The sequence below is a fragment of the Intrasporangium mesophilum genome (genome assembly GCF_054783095.1).
The window spans coordinates 223,289-239,967 of record NZ_BAAGRF010000027.1; the positions used below are offsets into that span (position 1 = coordinate 223,289).

The following is a 16,679-nucleotide window of genomic DNA, read 5'->3' on the forward strand; positions in this document are numbered from 1 at the left end:
ACCGGGTGTCGTTCTGGTCCGGGCTCGCCATCGCGCTCGCCGGCACCGGCGCAGGGATCATCAACACCATCGTCGGGTCGGGGACGCTGCTGACGTTCCCGACGCTGCTGTTCTTCGGGTACCCGCCCCTGGTCGCGAACGTGTCCAACAACATCGGCCTCGTCGCCGGGGGAGCCAGCGGCTCCTGGGGGTACCGGCACGAGCTCGTCGGCGCGAGCGGCACGCTGCGGCGGCTCATGCCGCTGTCCTTCGTGGGGGCCGTGGTCGGCGCCGGACTGTTGCTCGTGCTGCCGGCATCGGCCTTCCGCGCGATCGTGCCCGTGCTCATCGGCATCGCCGTCGTCCTCGTGCTCGTCGGGCCGAAGCTGCAGTCGCTCGCACGACCCCACGACGCTGCCCGCGAGCCGCGCTGGCACGCGCCGGCCATGGCCGCCGGAGTCTTCCTGGCCGGGGTCTACGGCGGCTACTTCGGCGCCGCGCAGGGCGTGCTGCTCATGGGAATCTTCAGCGCGCTGTCCGCCGAGCCCATCCAGCGACTCAACGGCTACAAGAACGTCCTCGCCCTCGTCGTCAACTTCGTGGCCGCAGTCGTCTTCATCCTCTTCGCCCGCGAGTACATCGACTGGCTCGTGGTTCTGCTGATCGCGACGGGGGCCTTCCTCGGGGGCATCATCGGCGCCCACGTCGGCCGCCGGATCCCGCCCGTCGCGCTGCGATGCATCATTGTCGTGATCGGCGTCGTTGCCGCGGTCAAGCTCATCTGGTTCCCCTGACCGGGTGCAGACCTTCGAGCACTAGCCTGTCGGCGTGCCGATCGAGATCACTGACGCCGCCGACCCGCGGCTGGAGGACTACGTCGGGCTGACCGACGTCGCCCTCCGCCGCCGCACGGAGCCCGAGCGCGGTCTCTACATCGCTGAGAGCGAGAAGGTGATCCGGCGTGCCCTGCGCGCCGGGCACGCCCCTCGGTCGTACCTCATGGCGAGGAGATGGCTCGACGACCTGTCGGACGTCGTCGCCGACGCTGAAGCCGCCGGTGTGCCCGTCTTCGTCGGCGAGCACGACGTCCTCGAGCAGCTCACCGGCTTCCACCTCCACCGCGGCGCCCTTGCGGCGATGCAACGTCCCGTCCTGCCAGAGGTCGCGAACCTCGTCGCCGGTGCCCGACGCGTGGTCGTCCTCGAGGACATCGTCGACCACACCAACGTGGGCGCCATCTTCCGCAGCGCCGCGGCGCTCGGCGTCGATGCCGTGCTCGTGACGCCACGATGCGCCGACCCCCTCTACCGGCGTTCCATCAGGGTGTCCATGGGCACGGTCTTTCAGGTGCCCTGGACACGAATCAGCCCGTGGCCCAACGGAATTGACACTCTTCGCGAGGCAGGCTTCACCGTCGCAGCCATGGCTCTGTCCGACGACTCGGTGTCCCTCGACGAGCTCGAGTCGAACCCTCCGGAGCGGGTCGCAGTCGTTGTCGGCGCCGAGGGCGACGGCCTGTCCCGTCGCACCGTCGCGGCCGCGGACCTCACCGTGCGCATCCCGATGGCCGGCGGCGTCGACTCTCTCAACGTGGCCGCCGCGTCGGCGGTGGCGATGTGGGCGCTGCGCGTCCGCGGTCCGCGCTAGGTCGGATCGGCCACGGAGACCAGCGAATCCGTGAGACAACGCGGTTTCAGCGCGCCAATCTCCTTGGGGGTCTGACAGACTCACCGCGTGGCTCGAACCGAAAGACAAGAGTCGGAGCGCGTCCGTCGTGCTCGGCGGAACCGGCGTGCACTGCTGATCTGGACGGCCGTCGTCTGCAGCGGCATCCCGATGATCTTCTGGTACCTCCAGACCCGGGCCATGGCCGCGTCGTCCCACGATGGTCCGGTGGACGCATCGCAGTGGTGGAAGCCGGCGCTCGCGTGCTGGGTGACGACGGCCGTCGCCTGGTTCGTCGGGCGCCACCTGCTCCTGCAGTACCTCGACAGTCGCGATCGGACTCGCGCGCTGATGGCAGACCTGCGGGGCGTCGAGCGTCGCGACGCCTGAGCCGGCCTAGGCGCGGACGAGGCGGTCGAGCAGCCGCTCGAGCTCGACGGCCGGGTCGTCGCAGAGCCCGCCGTGCACAGGTCCCGGCTGCACGACGGTCGAGCGCGGCGCGATGATCCAGCCGAACCGCTGGCCGGGCTTCTCGAGGGTCGGAAGGCCCTTTCCGGTCGCCCCACGGCATACGGCCCGGATCTGCTCGAGCATCGAGCGGACGCCGTCGAGATCGCACGTCGATGCGAGGGCCGACACCCGCCGCTCGTCCAGGTCCCAGGCGGCGTCGAGGAAGCCCGCGTCCTGGGAGTAGAGCACCACGCCGACGTTGATGAACTCCTCGCGGTCGACGCGCGGGACGAGCCTGAGCAGGACGTACTGGTAGGCGTTCACGCGGCGACCCCCGTCGGGAGCCATGCTGCCGCACCGTCCAGTCGAGCCCGCAGCATCTGCCGGTATGCCGCCCGCACCGCCGCAGCGTCGGCGAGGTCTGGGGTGGGCTCGATCCAGCCATCGGGCACCTGTGCGATCACAGCCTCGACCTCCTCCTCCGTCAGGAGTGCGGCGAGCTCGTCGTGACGTGCGGAGACGTCGCCGGCGACGTCGCGCAGGACATGGCGGGTCGCATCGAACGGCTGGGCCGCGAAGCGCTCGGGCGACGGTGCCTTGGACGGCCAGGAGTGGTGGAAGTAGAGCGCTGCGCCGTGGTCGATGGCCCAGGTGCGCCCGTGCCACACCAGCAGGTTGGGGTTGGACCACGTGCGGTCCACGTTGGCGGTCAGCGCATCGAGCCAGATGATCCGCTCGGCGAGGTCGGCAGCAGGGGGTCGAGAGCCGTCGTAGCCGAGCGACCCGGGCAGGAAGTCGACGCCGAGGTTGGTGCCCACCGACGCCGTCAGCAGGTCCTGCACCTCCTCGTCGGCCTCGTACTTGGCGATACGCGGATCGAGGGTGATGACGGCGAGGTCGGGCACCGGCACGTCGACCAGCCGGGCCAGGCCCGCCACGATGACCTCCGCGACGAGGACCTTGAGGCCCTGTCCGGCGCCTCGGAACTTCATGACGTACGTGCCGTCGTCGTCGGCCTCGACGAGGCCGGGCAGCGAGCCGCCCTCCTTGAGCGGGGTCACGTAGCGGGTCGCGGTCAGCTCGGGCAGCACGGGGGTCACACTAGTGGCCGCTCGAGGTCGAGCCGGGTCGCCCGGGCCCAGGTGCGGCCCAGCAGGGTGGCCGCAGCGGCATACAGGCAGGCGAAGGCCATGAGCGGCCACCAGGCCAGCCCCGTCTCCGGCAGCAGCAGCGCCCCGAGCGCAGCGGCGAGCACCATGCCCGCGTTGTAGACCACGTCGTATGCCGAGAACGCCCGGCCCAGCAGGTGGTCGTCGACGTGTGCCTGCATGAGCGAGTCGACCGAGATCTTGACGCACTGCGAGGTGAAGGACACCACGAAGCCGATGACGACGATGCTCCAAGGCTGCATGAACGGGCCGAACACCGCACAGGTGAGAGCGCCGAGGGCGAGCATGCGGGCCGCGAACGGGACGGCGCTCAGGCGAGGTGCCAGCCACGGGGTCACGAACGCGGCCAGGGCGAAACCGACCGCGGACGCACCCGCGGCGATCCCGAAGCCGAGCGCACCGTTGCTGCCTTCGAAGGGGCCCCGGAAGAGCAGCAGCGACTGGAGCAGGAGGAACCCGAACGGGAGCCGGGTGAGGAAGACGAGAAGGAGCAGGACGCGGGCCCGCCGCGGCAGGGTCCGGACCGCCTCGACGAGGCCGGTGATGACCGACCGCGTGATGTGACCTATCGAGGGTGCGTCCCGCGTGTCGTCCGGGCCGATGAAGGGCAGCCGCGCGGCCGCCCACGCGGCGACGAGAACACCGGCAGCAGCCGCGATGACGACGACGGCGTCGGTCGCGCCGAGCGCGCGCAGCCCGGTGCCGACCCCGCCGCCGATGAGGTAGGCGATCGATCCGCAGGTCGGGGCAACGGAGTTCGCGCTGACCAGGCGGTCGCGGGTCACGACGTGGGGCATCGCGGCCGCGATGCCGGCGAGGATGAACCGGTTCACCGAGAAGACCAGCAGGACGAGGGCGAAGAACGCGGGACCGGTGTCCGAGCCCGTCACCAGCCCGGTGACCGCCAGCATCGCCGCGGCCCGGATGAGCTGGCTGACGATGATCACCCGGCGCCGCGGCCACCGGTCGAGCAGCACACCGACGAACGGCCCGAGCACGCTGTAGGGGAGCAGCACGACGGCGAACGCCAGCGCGATGCTGCGGGCGTCAGCGGCCTGCTCCGGGTTGAACAGGACATGGCTTGCCAGCGCCACCTGGAACAATCCGTCGCTGAAGGATGAGGTGACCCGGCTGACGAAGAGCCGACGGAAGCCCTGCAGATGCAGGAGGGTCCAGAGGGCGCGCAGGAAGGTCACGCGGCACAGCGTACGGTGGCGGGCCGAACGTGCGGTTACGTGTCGGTGCCGGCGCACGTCGCAGGCATGGCGAGTCTCATCGCGCGAGCCTGCCGATGAGCGCCGCCGCGCACGCGATGCCCGCGACGGCACTGCCGAGCAGCACGCCGAAGTCGAGCCAGTAGTTCGTCGGGGTGCCGATGAGCAGGCCACGCAGCGCCGAGACCTCGTAGGTCAGCGGGTTGACGTGGCTGACCACCTGGAGCCAGCCGGGCATGAGCTCGATCGGGTAGAGCGCGTTCGAGGCGAAGAACAGGGGCATGGTGATGGCCTGGCCGATCCCCATGAGGCGGTCGCGCCTCAGCGCGACGCCGGCGATGCTCAGGGACAGGCACGAGAAGAACGCCGCGCCGAGCATGACCACGGCCACGACACCGACGAGGTGGACCGGGTTCCACGACATCGCCACGCCCATGAGCGCGGCCACCACCACGACGATCGCTGCCTGAGCGACCGACCGGACGCCCGCCGCGAACGCCTTGCCGGCCACGAGCGCCGAGCGCGGGCTCGGCGTCACGAGGAGCTTGGTGAGCACGCCAGAGTCGCGCTCCCAGATGATCTGGATGCCGTAGAAGATCGCGATGAACAGGGCCGACTGGGCGATGACCCCTGGAGCGAGGAAGTCGAGATAGTCGAGGCCGCCAGTCGGGATGGCGCGGATGCGACTGAACGTCGTGCCGAAGATGACCAGCCAGAGGACGGGCTGGATGGCCCGGGTGAGCAGCTCGCTGCGGTCATGCCGCAGCTTCTGCAGCTCGACGAGGCAGAACGTCCCGATCCGGGACACCAGCAGAAGGACGCCGGTGCGTGCCTGCGAGTCAGCCGAGGCGACGCGCGGTTCGACGAGTTGCCCGGACACTGCGCAGCCCTCCCTTCTCTGTGGCGGCACCGTCGAGGTTCGCGCCGGTGTGGTGGCGGAAGACGTCCTCGAGCGATGCATCGTCACCCACATCGGACTTGAGATCGTCCGGGGAGCCCAAGGCGCGGAGCCGGCCGTGGTGCATCAGGGCGATGCGGTCGCAGAGCGCGTCCGCCTCCTCCATGTAGTGAGTCGTGAGCAGCACGGTCATCCCGTGGTCGTTCTGCATCTGCGCAACCCGGTGCCACACGCTGTCGCGGGCGACCGGGTCGAGGCCCACCGTCGGCTCGTCGAGCACGAGCAGGGCCGGGCGGTTGACCAGTGCCTGCGCCAGCTCGAGGCGCCGCACCATGCCTCCGGAGTAGGTCGAGGCGAGGCGGTGCTCGTCGGGGCGCAGGTCCACCATGTCGAGCACCTCGTCGACGCGCGCGCGTCGCTCGCGGCGTGGCACGTCGAAGAGGCGTGCGAACCACTCGACGTTCTGCCGCCCCGTGAGGTCGCCCTCGATGGACAGCGACTGCGGCACGTACCCGATCAGCCGTCGCACGCCCATCGCGTCCTCGCGCACGGAGCGGCCGAAGACCCACACGTCACCCACCTGCAGCGGCAGCAGCGTGTTGAGCAGGCGGATCGTCGTCGTCTTGCCGGCGCCGTTGGGCCCGAGCAGGCCGAAGCACTCGCCCGGCTCGACCGCGAACGTCAGGTCGTCCACGGCACGGAACTTGCCGAAGCTGAACGACAGACCCCGCAGGTCGAGCGCTGCGGTCATGTCCCGGCCTGGTCGAGGGCCGGCCTGGATCGCTCGGAGCGCTTGGTGGTCGGGTCGATGCTCGGCTCGGCCGCCTCCTCGTCCGGCAGGGCAGCAGCGACCCGCGCGAGCAGGGGGAGCGCCTCGGCCAGGCGCGCGCGGTCGCCCGCGCCGAGCTCGGCCAGCGCGGCGGCGGTTGCCTGCGCGCGGCGGTCGCGCCACTGCTCGAGGGTCTCGCGTGCCGCAGGAGTCAGGTGCAGCCGAGCGAGCCGGCGGTCGCGCTCGTCGCGGTCGCGGACCACGACCTCGAGGGCGACCAGCTGCCCCACGAGCGTCGAGACGGTGTTCGGGGCGAGTCCCAGCAGGGTCGCCGCATGGGCGACCGCCACCCCCGGGTTACGGCGGATCACGCGGACCAGCTCGAGCTGTGCGCCGGAGAGGGCCAGGTCGGGGAAGGGCGCCCCGACGAGACGCCGGGACCGACGTCGGAGAAGTCCGAGCACGTCGTAGAGGTCGTCGGCCAGCCGGGTCACCTGTGTGTCACTCACACCACGAGATTACGTCTGTTGCAGAGGTGTGGCCAACGAATCGCCCACGGTCGGTCCGATCCGTCCGATCGCCGCGAGAGAGCGACAGAGGGCCCAGGTCAGCGACCTGAGCCCTCCGCTTGGTGTCGAGGGGGGGACTTGAACCCCCACGCCCGTTAAGGGCACTAGCACCTCAAGCTAGCGCGTCTGCCATTCCGCCACCCCGACAAGGTGATGTGCAAGGGGCCCTAGGACTCCCTTGCGGCGAGGGGAAACGTTAGCACGGGGGCTGTCCAAAAGACCAAACGGGGCAGGTCCGCCCGAGGGACGCTCCGGCATACCCTGATCGGCATGACCGACGACCGACCCGCCGCCGACCGCATCCTCAGCCCGGAGGACGAGGTGGCCCGCATCTGCGCGGACCTGATCCGGATCGACACGTCCAACTACGGCGACGGCAGCGGCCCCGGCGAGCGCAAGGCAGCCGAGTATGTCATGGGCGAGCTGGCCGAGGTCGGCCTCGAAGCCGAGCTGCTCGAGAGCGAGACCGGGCGAGCCACCGTCGTGCTGCGCCTGGAGGGAGCGGACCCCACCCGCCCCAGGCTCGCTGTGCACGGCCACCTCGATGTCGTCCCCGCCAACGCCGCCGACTGGCAGGTCGACCCGTTCGCCGCAGAGGAGCGCGACGGCTGCATCTGGGGACGCGGCGCGGTCGACATGAAGGACATGGACGCGATGATCATCGCTAACCTGCGTCACTTCGCGCGGACCGGGACCAAGCCCGCCCGCACGACCACGTTCGTCCTGTTCGCCGACGAGGAGGCGGGCGGCGTCTTCGGCAGCCACTGGCTCGTCGACAACCACCCGGAGTGGTTCGAGGGCGTGACCGAGGCGGTGAGCGAGGTCGGTGGCTACAGCGTCACGGTGCCGACGCCGCAGGGGGAACGCCGGGCCTACCTGCTCCAGACGGCCGAGAAGGGCATCGCGTGGCTGCGCCTGCGGGCGCACGGGCGGGCCGGGCACGGGTCGGTCCCGAACGACGAGAACGCCATCGTCCGGCTCGCCGCCGCGATCGGCCGGATCGCGGCATACGAGTGGCCACATGAGTACATCGCCTCGGTCCGCGCGCTGCTCGACGGGTTGAGCCAGCTCACCGGCGTGCCGCGCGGCGGCGACGGTGGGTATGCCGCCGACCTCGAGCCGCTGCTCAGCGCGCTCGGTGGGGCGCAGGGATTCGTGCGGGGCACGCTTCGCGACACGGCCAACGTGACCATGCTCGACTCGGGGTACAAGCACAACGTCATCCCGCAGACCGCGAGCGCGGCGGTCGACTGCCGCTTCCTGCCCGGCCACGAGGAGCAGCTCATGGAGACGATCCGGCAGCTCGCGGGCGAGCACGTCGAGGTCGAGGTCGTCCACACCGATGTCGCGCTCGAGGCGCCGTTCGAGGGCGGTCTCGTCGAGGCGATGAAGCAGTCGCTGCTCCGCGAGGACCCGTCGGCCGCGATCCTGCCGTACTGCCTGTCGGGAGGCACCGACAACAAGGCGCTCGGCCGGCTCGGGATCCAGGGCTACGGCTTCGCCCCGCTGCGTCTGCCCGCCGACCTCGACTTCGCGCCGATGTTCCACGGCATCGACGAGCGGGTCCCGGTCGAGTCATTGCGGTTCGGCGCGCGGGTGCTCGGCGACTTCCTGCGGACCTGCTGACTGCGGACCGGTCGGGGCACTCGAGAGCCGGTCGGCCGGATCGGCCCGGTGGCCCGGTGGCCCGGTCAGGCCGTGCGCTCGACCCGCATGATGCGGCGGCGGAGCCACATCCGGCGCACGCCGCCCTCGTAGATGACGGTCCTGGCGAGCTCCCAGCGGCCGTACTCGGCATGGTCTCTGACCGCCTGGCGCGCCTCTGCCTTGGAGGTGTGCCGGTCGAAGGTGAGGACCCGGTACTCGTATTCGGTCATCGCCGCCATTGTGACACCAACGAGACCCGAACCCGGGCAGGCATGCAACATCCGCGCGGTAGCCTCATGCGGTCAGAGAAGGCCGCGCCGGGGAGGGTGCGGCACCAACGGGGTTCACCGCCTGGCGATGCCCGGCGTAGAGGGCCCAGGAGGGCAACACGTGAGACTCAACCTACGCCGCACCGCGGCTGCAGCCATCATCCTGCCGGTCGTCCTCGGCGCCGCCGCCTGCGGCAAGACCGAGACGCCGTCGACGGGCACAACCCAGTCCCAGAGCGCCTCGAGCACGGCCACAGGCGACTCGTCCGCGCAGCCGTTCAAGGACAAGGACGCGCTCGTCGCCGCGCTCAAGGCGGCCTCCGACGGCGCCACGACGGCCCACGTCACCATGGCGATGGATGCCTCCGGCGAGAAGATCAGCATGGTCGGCGACACGAAGGTCGACAAGACCAACCCGGCGATGCGGGTCTCCATGGACATGGGCTCGGCGATGAAGCTCGACATGATCCTCGTCGACGGCAAGGTCTACATGAAGGGCTTCCCAGGGCTGGCCGCGAACAAGTGGGCGGTCGTGGACAGCTCCTCGACGGTCGGCAAGCAGCTCGCGGAGTCCCTCAACCAGGCGGACCCGTCCAAGATGTATGACCAGTTCGACAAGGCCGTCACCAACGTGAAGTACGTCGGCGAGGACACCGTCGACGGCGACAAGACGTACAAGTACGACCTGACGCTCGACAGCAAGTCCATCGAGGACACGCTGCCGGCCGAGGAGAAGGGCAAGCTCCCGAAGACCCTCAGCTACACGGTCTGGGTCGACGAGAAGGACCACCTGCGCAAGGTCGTCTTCAGCCTGATGGGCGTCGACGCCGAGATGACGATGAGTAAGTACGGCGAGCCTGTGGACATCCAGGCGCCGCCGGCGAAGGACACGGTCAAGGCCCCGATGTGACCGGTCTTTCCCTCGGTCGATGAACGGCCTGGGAAGCACCGGTAAACGGTCCCGGCACGAGCCTCGCTCGTGCCGGGACCGTTCCGGTTTCGTGGCCCGAATTCGGTTCTCCTGCGTGGTTGGGTCCACTACGGTCGAAGCATGACCGACCCGCGTTCCGCCCTGGAGCAGCTCATCGCCGCCCTCGAGCGTCACTTCGAGGCCGCGAACGCGAGCCGCGACCCCGACCACCCCATGGTCGTCGCCGCCGCGCAGGATCTCGCCGAGGCTTTCGACGACTATGACGAGGCGCTGTACGACGCCACCGAGGTGGCGACACCGCTGGCGATCTACGGCGACGACTTCGATGGACACGAGGACGAGGACGGCACCGACGGCCGCGTCTACGCCGGTCTCGACTCCGACGACTACGAGGACGTCGCCGACGAGGACGAGGACGAGGACGAGGACGAGGACGACGACCTCGACGATGACGACGAGGACGACGAGGACGACGAGGACGACGAGGACGACGACCTCGACGAGGACGACGACTACGACGACGACATCGACTTCGAGGACGACGACGAAGACGAAGAGGACGACGACGAGGACGACGAGGACGAGGACGCTGCGATGCAGGACGGCGCGGACTCGCGCCGCTGAGGTCCCACCGCCGCGGTCAGGCTGACACGTCGTCCAGTGCGGTGACGATCTGCTCCGGCAGCTCCAGGTCGAGGCTCGACAGAGCCGTGCGCAGCTGGGCCGCGGTCCGAGCACCGACGATCGGCGCGGCCACTGCCGGTCGGTCGCGCACCCAGGCCAGTGCGACCTCCGCAGGCTTCACCCCGAGTCCGCGCGCCGCCATCGCCACCGCGTCGGCGACCCGGACGCTGTGCTCGTCGAGGAACCGCTCGGCGAAGCCGGGGAAGTCGGGTGACGCGGCTCGCGAGCCGGACGGTATGCCGCTGCGGTACTTCCCGGAGAGCACGCCGCGCCCGAGCGGCGACCAGGGGAGCAGGCCGATGCCGAGCGAGTCGGCAGCGGGTATGACCTCGGTCTCGGGAGCACGGCATACGAGGGAGTACTGAACCTCGTTGGCCACCAAGGGAACTCGCGCGCTCTCCAGGAGACTGAAGGCTCTCGCCGACTGCCACCCCGAGTAGTTGGACACTCCGACATAGCGCGCCCGCCCGGAGCCCGCCGCCCACTCGAGAGCCGACAACGTCTCCGAGAGTGGGACGTCGTCAGACCAGGTGTGCACGAGCCAGAGGTCGACATGGTCGGTGCCGAGCCGGCGCAAGGACGCCTCGAGCTGGGCCATCAGCCCACCGCGTGAGACGTCGACTCGCCGCTCGCTGCCCACCCGCGCCACGCCCGCCTTGGTGCAGACGACCACCTCGTCGCGCGACACCGTGCTGGACAGCAGGCCGCCGAGGATCGTCTCGGCGTCTCCGCCGCCGTAGCCGTATGCCGTGTCGATGAGGTTGCCTCCTGCGTCGACGAAGGCGCGCAGATGGTCGGCCGCATCGTGCCGGTCGACGGCGTTGCCCCAGAGCATGGTGCCCAGCGCCAAGGGGGTGACCGAGAGACCGGAAGAGCCGAGACGCCTGCGCATGTCCCAGACCGTAGTGCGTCGCGTCACGCCGTCATCGCGCGCCACGTCGGGCCCCGCGCCGATAGCCTGCGGCTCATGAAGATCGGAGTGAACCTGGGCTACTGGGGTCGCGGCACCTCGGGGGACGACCAGATCGCGATCGGCCGCGAGGCCGACCGCCTCGGGTTCGACAGCGCCTGGGTCGCGGAGGCGTATGGCTCGGACAGCCCGTCGGTGCTGGCGTGGCTCGGGGCGGTGACGGAACGGATCGGGCTCGGCTCGGCCGTGATGCAGATCCCGGCGCGCACGCCCGCGATGACCGCCATGACAGCGGCAACGATCGACACCCTGTCGCACGGCCGGTTCCGCTTGGGGCTCGGGGTGTCCGGGCCACAGGTGAGCGAGGGCTGGCATGGTGTGCCGTTCCGGCACCCACTCGGACGCACCCGCGACTACGTCGAGATCGTCCGGGCCGCCATCCGGCGCGAGACGGTCGCACACGACGGTCCGCACTACCCGCTGCCGCTTCCGGGCGGCCCCGGTAAGGCGCTCAAGCTCGCTGCCCGTCCCGCTCGCCCGGACATCCCGGTCTACCTGGCCGCGGTCGGTCCGAAGAACCTTCAGCTCGCCGGCGAGATCGCCGACGGCTGGCTGGCGATCTTCTTCAGTCCCGAGCACGCCGGTGAGCTGTTGGCCACGATCGAGGCGGGGCGCCGCGCCGGCGGCAAGGGCTCCGATGCCGACCCGATGGCCGGCTTCGACGTCGTGGCCACCACGCCGGTCATCCTGGTGGACGACGTGGAGACGGCTGCCGGCTTCGTCCGCGACTACTGCGCGCTCTACATCGGCGGGATGGGTTCGCGCGAGCAGAACTTCTACAACCAGCTCGCCTGCCGGATGGGGTTCGAGGACGACGCCGCTCGCGTGCAGGACCTCTACCTCGCCGGCCGGCATCGCGAGGCCGCAGAGGCAGTGCCACTCGACTTCATCGACGAGACGGCGCTGCTCGGCTCCCCGGCCCGCATCGCGCGCCGCATCCGCCGCTATGAGGAGGCGGGCGTGACGACCCTCGCCGTCGCGGCCAGCGGCGGCATGACCCGCGACCAGGCGCTCTCGACGCTGCAGGTCGTGGCCGGGATCGCCGGCCTCGAGCCTGCGGCGGCCGCCGCGCCGGCCGGTCGGGACCACGACCCCGAGAGCATCGCGGACCCGGACCCAGGGCCGCCTGTCAGCGGGGTGTCGGGATAGGCTGCGACACTGTGCCAAGCGGCCGCCTCGCCCCATCGGGACGCGGCCGGACCCCGATCCCGCGCAGAAGGCTCCCGCTGACCCATGGCTGATCTCAGCTACCTCGACGCCGTCATCCTCGGCGTCGTCGAAGGCCTCACCGAGTACCTCCCGGTCTCCTCCACCGCCCACCTCACCATCACCGAGAAGCTCCTCGGGCTCGAGGTGGATGACCCCGCGGTGACGGCATACACCGCCGTGATCCAGCTCGGCGCGATCGCCGCGACGCTGATCTACTTCTTCAAGGACATCGTGCGCTTCGCGGTCGCGTGGTTCCGCGGGCTGACGCGGTCCGAGGCCCGCACCGACCCCGACTACGGGCTGGCCTGGGCGGTCATCATCGGCTCGATCCCCGTCGGCATCGTCGGCTTCCTGGCCCGTGACGTGATCTCAGGCCCGCTGCGCAGCCTGTGGGTCGTCGCGGTGGCTCTGGTGCTGTGGAGCGCGGTCATGGTGTTCGCCGAGCGCCGGTATGCCGAGATCGAGGCCCGGGGCCGAGTGCGAGGCGAGCACTCCGTCACCCCGATCGACGGGCTCGCGATCGGGCTGATCCAGTGCTTCTCGCTCATACCCGGCGTCTCCCGGTCCGGTGCGACCATCTCCGCCGGCATCTTCCGCGGCATCGACCGTGTGACGGCGACACGGCTCAGCTTCTTCCTCGCCATCCCGGCGCTCTCCGCGGCCGGCCTCTTCCAGGCGGTCGAGGAGAAGGACGGGCTCGCGGCGTTGGGCGGCGGCCCCGTGGTCGTCGGCCTCGTCGTCGCCTTCGTCGTCGCCTACGGCTCCATCGCCTGGTTGCTGCGCTTCGTCGCGTCGAACACCCTCATCCCGTTCGTCTGGTACCGCGTGATCCTCGGTCTCGTGCTCGCCGCTTCGCTGACCGCGGGCTGGATCTCGGCGACCTGACGCGAGTCGCGGCAGTGACCAGGCGCTCACGCGACCGGGTGGGGTGGCTGGTCGAGTGAGCGCCCCATCTCAGGGGTCACGTGACCCCGTCCGCTCCACCGTCCGCTCACCGTCCGCGGCGGCCCGCTACAGCCAGCCGGACCGCTTGAACGCCCGGTAGAGCAGGGTGCAGGCCCCGGCCATGATGCCCAGCACGAGGAAGTAGCCATAGCGGAACTCCGACGAGCCGACATGGATGCTCGCGGACAGCTCGGGCATGTTCTCGAAGTTCATGCCATAGATCCCGGCGATCATCGTGGGCACGGCAGCGATCGCCACCCAGGCCGAGATGCGGCGCATGTCCTCGTTCTGCTTGACCGAGACGCTCGCGAGGTGCGCCGAGAGGATGTCGGTCAGGAGACGGTCGTACGACTCGACGTGGTCGTTGACCAGCCGCAGGTGGTCGGCGACGTCTCGGAAGAACACGACGAGCTCATTGTCGAGAGCGCGCCCCCGGCCGCGCTCCATGAAGTTGGCCAGCGTCTCGGCCAGCGGCTGGCTCGCGCGGCGGAACTCGAGCACCTCGCGCTTGAGCCGGTAGATCGTATTCGCATCGCCCGAGTGGGCAGACCCGAAGACCTGCTCCTCGATCTCGTCGAGGTCCTTCTTGATCTCACGGTCGACGAGGATGTAGTTGTCCACGACGGAGTCCATGACGGCGTGCAGCACCGTCATCGGACCATGGCCGAGGCGCTCCGGCTCGATCTCCAGGCGTTGCCGCACCCCGGCGAGCGGGTTGCCCTCGCCGTGGCGGACCGTGACGACGAACTTGTCTCCGATGAACAGCATCACCTCGCCGGTCTCGACGTCGCTGGTCGCCTCGATATAGCGCAGCGTCTTCAGCACGACGAACGTCGAGCCTTCGTACTGCTCGATCTTCGCCCGCTGATGGCCGTACACCGCGTCCTCGACGGCCAGCGGGTGCAGGTTGAGCTCCTGGTTGACGAGCGCGAACTCCTCGTCGGTCGGGTCCTTCAGGCCGATCCACAGGAAGCCTTCCACCCCCAGGCGGAGGGCGTCGAGCTCGTCGCTGAGGTCGCCGCACCCGTGACGGCGGCCGTCCTTGTAGATGGCCTTGTCCACGATCACCCTCCTACTTCACCACGCGTGGCTGGGGATGGCACGCAGGTCCGCCGCGACGCCCTGCGTCGGTCGGGAGGTATGCCGGGCGATCGGGGCCGCCGTCTACGCTGGCCGTTGTGCCCACCGTGATCTTCGTCCGCCACGGACGCTCGACGTCGAACACCGCAGGCACCCTCGCCGGCTGGATGCCGGGCGTCTTCCTCGACGAGACGGGGGAGCGGCAGGCGGCCTCGCTCGGTGAGCGCATGGCTGCAGCGACGCTGCCGATCGCCGAGATCGTGTCCTCGCCGCTGGACCGGTGCGTGCAGACGGCCGACCTGCTGGCGGCCGCCCTTCCCGCACAGGTCGGCCGCAGCGTCCACGACGGGCTGGGGGAGTGTCGCTACGGTGCGTGGACGGGGCGCCCCATCGCGGAGCTGGCCAAGGACGAGCTCTGGCGGGTCGTGCAGGACCGCCCCAGCCAGGCGCGCTTTCCCGACTCGGCTGCATACTCCGCCGAGTCGATGTCGGAGATGCAGGAGCGCGCCCTTCGCGCGGTTCGCGAGACCGACGCGCGCATCCTGGAGACGCACGGTGCCGACGCCGCCTGGGTGGCGGTGTCCCACGGTGACGTGATCAAGTCGATCCTGTCGCACGCCGCAGGCGCGCACCTGGACGACTTCCAGCGGATCACCGTCGATCCCGCCTCCGTCAGTGTCGTGCGCTACACGAGCCGGCGCCCCTTCGTGCTCCGGGTCAACGACATCGGCGGCGACCTGAGCGACCTGCGTCCACCACAGCGACACGCCGTCGAGGACGGCGACGCAGACGTCGGCGGTGGCGCCGGTCCGACGCAGCCCGGCGAAGCCGGCACGACCGAGGTCGTCGGATAAGGTCGAGATCATGACCGTCCAGGACTTCGACCCCGCAGACCGGTTCGTCGCCGGCACGGTCGGACCCGCCGGTCAGCGGGCCTTCTACCTGCAGGCGAGCGCTGGGGCGCGGATCGTCACGGTCGGGGTGGAGAAGCAGCAGGTCTCGATCCTCGCCGACCGGATCAACGACGTTCTCGACCAGCTCGCGCCCGCGGCCGCGATCGAGCCGGGCGAGCCGGGTGGCATGCCGGAGGACAGCGAGCCGCTGCAGACGCCGTTCGACGAGGACTGGCGGGTGCAGACACTGTCGCTGGCGTGGGACGAGGACCGCCAGCGCCTGGTCATCGAGTGCCACGACCACGACCCTGACGAGACCGATGAGCAGGTCGACGACGAGGAGGTCGGGCCGCTCGGACGCAACTCGATGCGAGTCACGCTCGGCCCCGCCGAGGCGCGCGCCTTCGCCCGTCGCAGCACCGCCATCGTCGCTGCAGGTCGCCCGCCGTGTCCCTTCTGTGGCGGGCCGCTCGACCCCACGGGCCATATCTGCCCGCGGGCCAATGGCTACAAGCGCTGAGCTGCCCCAGCCGACGGAGTCGGCGGTCGACCTGACCGGCGAGATCGAGGTCGTCGGGCGCATCGCCGACTCGTCCAACCTCGCCGTGCTCGGGCGGGTGTCCTCAGCGCCCGGCCGGCACGTCATCTACAAGCCGGTGCGCGGCGAACGCCCCTTGTGGGACTTCCCCGAAGGCACCCTTGCGGGCCGCGAGGTCGCCGCACACGTCGTGTCCGAGCTCGGCGGCTGGTTCGTCGTGCCGCCGACCGTGCTGAGGGACGGGCCGCTCGGCCCCGGCTCGGTGCAGCTGTGGATCGGTGACCCGTTCGACCCCGTTCCCGACGACGCCGTGGTCGACCTCGTGCCGGAGGGTCGGACACCGGACGGCTGGCGGGCGGTCTTCGACGGCGAGACTCCGGGCGGAGAGGCCGTCACCGTCGTCCACTCCTCGGCCGACGACGTGCGCGGCCTCGCGGTCCTCGACGCCGTCATCAACAACTCGGACCGTAAGGGGTCGCACTGTCTGCGCGATGCCAACGGCCGGCTCTGGGCCATCGACCACGGCGTCACCTTCTCGCCGACGCCCAAGCTCCGGACGGTGCTGTGGGGCTGGGCCGGTGAGCCCCTCCCTCAAGCCGAGGTCGACCGTCTCGAAGTGCTGCAGGCGCTGCTGGAGCAGGACCCGGCCCACACCCGCATGCTCACCCTCCTGCCAGAGGGCGACGTCGACGCGCTGGTCACCCGCATCGCCCGGCTCGTCCGGACGCGGGTGCATCCCTACCCGAGCCCGGACTGGCCTTCGGTGCCCTGGCCGCCCCTCTGAGCACCCCACACGCTCG

The 16,679-nt window shown here is 70.4% G+C and carries 20 protein-coding genes and 1 tRNA gene; 11 read left to right on the plus strand and 10 right to left on the minus strand.

The features are described 5' to 3' along the window. Positions 1-5 precede the first annotated feature (5 nt). The 3 genes from ACYVLP_RS19275 to ACYVLP_RS19285 all read left to right on the plus strand — a co-directional run bounded on the left by ACYVLP_RS19275 (position 6) and on the right by ACYVLP_RS19285 (position 2,034). Positions 6-773, plus strand: a complete 768-nt coding sequence (locus tag ACYVLP_RS19275; RefSeq protein ID WP_460628941.1) for a sulfite exporter TauE/SafE family protein — start codon at positions 6-8, stop codon at positions 771-773. A 34-nt stretch (positions 774-807) separates the two neighbouring features. Next, complete coding sequence (locus ACYVLP_RS19280) at positions 808-1,626, plus strand: TrmH family RNA methyltransferase (RefSeq protein ID WP_460628942.1); 819 nt, start codon at positions 808-810, stop codon at positions 1,624-1,626. 87 nt (positions 1,627-1,713) lie between these two features. Next, positions 1,714-2,034 (plus strand): hypothetical protein, encoded by a 321-nt coding sequence (locus tag ACYVLP_RS19285; protein WP_460628943.1) that lies wholly within the window; start codon positions 1,714-1,716, stop codon positions 2,032-2,034. A 6-nt stretch (positions 2,035-2,040) separates the two neighbouring features. On the opposite strand, the gene ACYVLP_RS19290 is transcribed toward ACYVLP_RS19285, so the two are convergent. The 7 genes from ACYVLP_RS19290 to ACYVLP_RS19320 all read right to left on the minus strand — a co-directional run bounded on the left by ACYVLP_RS19290 (position 2,041) and on the right by ACYVLP_RS19320 (position 6,860). Further along, the gene (locus ACYVLP_RS19290; protein ID WP_460628944.1) at positions 2,041-2,418 is read right to left on the minus strand and encodes a DUF3037 domain-containing protein; all 378 of its coding nucleotides are present in this window, start codon (positions 2,416-2,418) and stop codon (positions 2,041-2,043) included. Then, on the minus strand, positions 2,415-3,185 hold the full coding sequence (locus ACYVLP_RS19295) for a HipA family kinase (RefSeq protein ID WP_460628945.1): 771 nt from the start codon (positions 3,183-3,185) through the stop codon (positions 2,415-2,417). The genes ACYVLP_RS19290 and ACYVLP_RS19295 overlap by 4 nt, the downstream gene beginning before the upstream one ends. Before the next feature lie 5 nt (positions 3,186-3,190). Beyond that, positions 3,191-4,459: an MFS transporter gene (locus ACYVLP_RS19300; protein ID WP_460628946.1), complete on the minus strand. Its 1,269-nt coding sequence runs from the start codon at positions 4,457-4,459 to the stop codon at positions 3,191-3,193. Between the two features lie 76 nt (positions 4,460-4,535). Beyond that, positions 4,536-5,357, minus strand: a complete 822-nt coding sequence (locus ACYVLP_RS19305; RefSeq protein WP_460628947.1) for an ABC transporter permease — start codon at positions 5,355-5,357, stop codon at positions 4,536-4,538. Then, positions 5,317-6,126: an ABC transporter ATP-binding protein gene (locus ACYVLP_RS19310; RefSeq protein WP_460628948.1), complete on the minus strand. Its 810-nt coding sequence runs from the start codon at positions 6,124-6,126 to the stop codon at positions 5,317-5,319. Before ACYVLP_RS19310 ends, ACYVLP_RS19305 begins: the two co-directional genes overlap by 41 nt. Beyond that, positions 6,123-6,653 (minus strand): MarR family transcriptional regulator, encoded by a 531-nt coding sequence (locus tag ACYVLP_RS19315; RefSeq protein ID WP_460628949.1) that lies wholly within the window; start codon positions 6,651-6,653, stop codon positions 6,123-6,125. The genes ACYVLP_RS19310 and ACYVLP_RS19315 overlap by 4 nt, the downstream gene beginning before the upstream one ends. 120 nt (positions 6,654-6,773) lie before the next feature. Next, positions 6,774-6,860 (minus strand) — tRNA-Leu (locus ACYVLP_RS19320). Between the two features lie 123 nt (positions 6,861-6,983). Between ACYVLP_RS19320 and ACYVLP_RS19325 the strand changes: the two genes are divergently transcribed. Continuing rightward, the gene (locus tag ACYVLP_RS19325; protein ID WP_460628950.1) at positions 6,984-8,339 is read left to right on the plus strand and encodes a M20/M25/M40 family metallo-hydrolase; all 1,356 of its coding nucleotides are present in this window, start codon (positions 6,984-6,986) and stop codon (positions 8,337-8,339) included. Positions 8,340-8,404: 65 nt separating this feature from the next. On the opposite strand, the gene ACYVLP_RS19330 is transcribed toward ACYVLP_RS19325, so the two are convergent. Further along, on the minus strand, positions 8,405-8,590 hold the full coding sequence (locus ACYVLP_RS19330) for a DUF5703 family protein (RefSeq protein WP_452269462.1): 186 nt from the start codon (positions 8,588-8,590) through the stop codon (positions 8,405-8,407). A 160-nt stretch (positions 8,591-8,750) separates the two neighbouring features. On the opposite strand from ACYVLP_RS19330, the gene ACYVLP_RS19335 reads away from it, so the two are divergent. Continuing rightward, positions 8,751-9,539 (plus strand): LppX_LprAFG lipoprotein, encoded by a 789-nt coding sequence (locus tag ACYVLP_RS19335; protein ID WP_460628951.1) that lies wholly within the window; start codon positions 8,751-8,753, stop codon positions 9,537-9,539. A 141-nt stretch (positions 9,540-9,680) separates the two neighbouring features. Then, a complete protein-coding gene (locus ACYVLP_RS19340; protein ID WP_460628952.1) occupies positions 9,681-10,184 on the plus strand; it encodes a hypothetical protein in 504 nt (167 codons plus the stop codon). A gap of 16 nt (positions 10,185-10,200) precedes the next feature. Here the strand turns inward: ACYVLP_RS19340 and ACYVLP_RS19345 are convergent, their stop codons facing one another. Continuing rightward, entirely contained in the window at positions 10,201-11,136 is a 936-nt protein-coding gene (locus ACYVLP_RS19345) for an aldo/keto reductase (RefSeq protein WP_460628953.1), read from the minus strand. 75 nt (positions 11,137-11,211) lie between these two features. Here ACYVLP_RS19345 and ACYVLP_RS19350 point away from each other — a divergent pair, with 75 nt between their 5' ends. After that, a complete protein-coding gene (locus ACYVLP_RS19350; protein WP_460628954.1) occupies positions 11,212-12,363 on the plus strand; it encodes an LLM class F420-dependent oxidoreductase in 1,152 nt (383 codons plus the stop codon). Positions 12,364-12,447: 84 nt separating this feature from the next. Beyond that, on the plus strand, positions 12,448-13,308 hold the full coding sequence (locus tag ACYVLP_RS19355; RefSeq protein WP_460628955.1) for an undecaprenyl-diphosphate phosphatase: 861 nt from the start codon (positions 12,448-12,450) through the stop codon (positions 13,306-13,308). 126 nt (positions 13,309-13,434) lie between these two features. Here ACYVLP_RS19355 and ACYVLP_RS19360 read toward each other — a convergent pair whose 3' ends face one another. Beyond that, positions 13,435-14,436: a magnesium and cobalt transport protein CorA gene (locus ACYVLP_RS19360; protein WP_460628956.1), complete on the minus strand. Its 1,002-nt coding sequence runs from the start codon at positions 14,434-14,436 to the stop codon at positions 13,435-13,437. Between the two features lie 110 nt (positions 14,437-14,546). Between ACYVLP_RS19360 and ACYVLP_RS19365 the strand changes: the two genes are divergently transcribed. The 3 genes from ACYVLP_RS19365 to ACYVLP_RS19375 are packed head-to-tail and all read left to right on the plus strand — an operon-like array spanning position 14,547 to position 16,663. After that, a complete protein-coding gene (locus tag ACYVLP_RS19365) occupies positions 14,547-15,302 on the plus strand; it encodes an MSMEG_4193 family putative phosphomutase (RefSeq protein ID WP_460628957.1) in 756 nt (251 codons plus the stop codon). Between the two features lie 10 nt (positions 15,303-15,312). Then, entirely contained in the window at positions 15,313-15,861 is a 549-nt protein-coding gene (locus ACYVLP_RS19370; protein WP_452269454.1) for a DUF3090 domain-containing protein, read from the plus strand. Beyond that, positions 15,845-16,663: an SCO1664 family protein gene (locus tag ACYVLP_RS19375; RefSeq protein ID WP_460628958.1), complete on the plus strand. Its 819-nt coding sequence runs from the start codon at positions 15,845-15,847 to the stop codon at positions 16,661-16,663. The genes ACYVLP_RS19370 and ACYVLP_RS19375 overlap by 17 nt, the downstream gene beginning before the upstream one ends. The last annotated feature ends 16 nt before the right edge of the window (positions 16,664-16,679 follow it).

Excerpts from the sequence above, each read along its gene's own strand:
- ACYVLP_RS19310 (WP_460628948.1), bottom strand. The coding sequence starts at position 6,126 with ATGACCGCAGCGCTCGACCTGCGGGGTCTGTCGTTCAGCTTCGGCAAG.
- ACYVLP_RS19325 (WP_460628950.1), top strand. The coding sequence starts at position 6,984 with ATGACCGACGACCGACCCGCCGCCGACCGCATCCTCAGCCCGGAGGAC.
- ACYVLP_RS19330 (WP_452269462.1), bottom strand. The coding sequence starts at position 8,590 with ATGACCGAATACGAGTACCGGGTCCTCACCTTCGACCGGCACACCTCC.
- ACYVLP_RS19340 (WP_460628952.1), top strand. The coding sequence starts at position 9,681 with ATGACCGACCCGCGTTCCGCCCTGGAGCAGCTCATCGCCGCCCTCGAG.
- ACYVLP_RS19345 (WP_460628953.1), bottom strand. The coding sequence starts at position 11,136 with ATGCGCAGGCGTCTCGGCTCTTCCGGTCTCTCGGTCACCCCCTTGGCG.
- ACYVLP_RS19350 (WP_460628954.1), top strand. The coding sequence starts at position 11,212 with ATGAAGATCGGAGTGAACCTGGGCTACTGGGGTCGCGGCACCTCGGGG.
- ACYVLP_RS19355 (WP_460628955.1), top strand. The coding sequence starts at position 12,448 with ATGGCTGATCTCAGCTACCTCGACGCCGTCATCCTCGGCGTCGTCGAA.
- ACYVLP_RS19370 (WP_452269454.1), top strand. The coding sequence starts at position 15,313 with ATGACCGTCCAGGACTTCGACCCCGCAGACCGGTTCGTCGCCGGCACG.
- ACYVLP_RS19375 (WP_460628958.1), top strand. The coding sequence starts at position 15,845 with ATGGCTACAAGCGCTGAGCTGCCCCAGCCGACGGAGTCGGCGGTCGAC.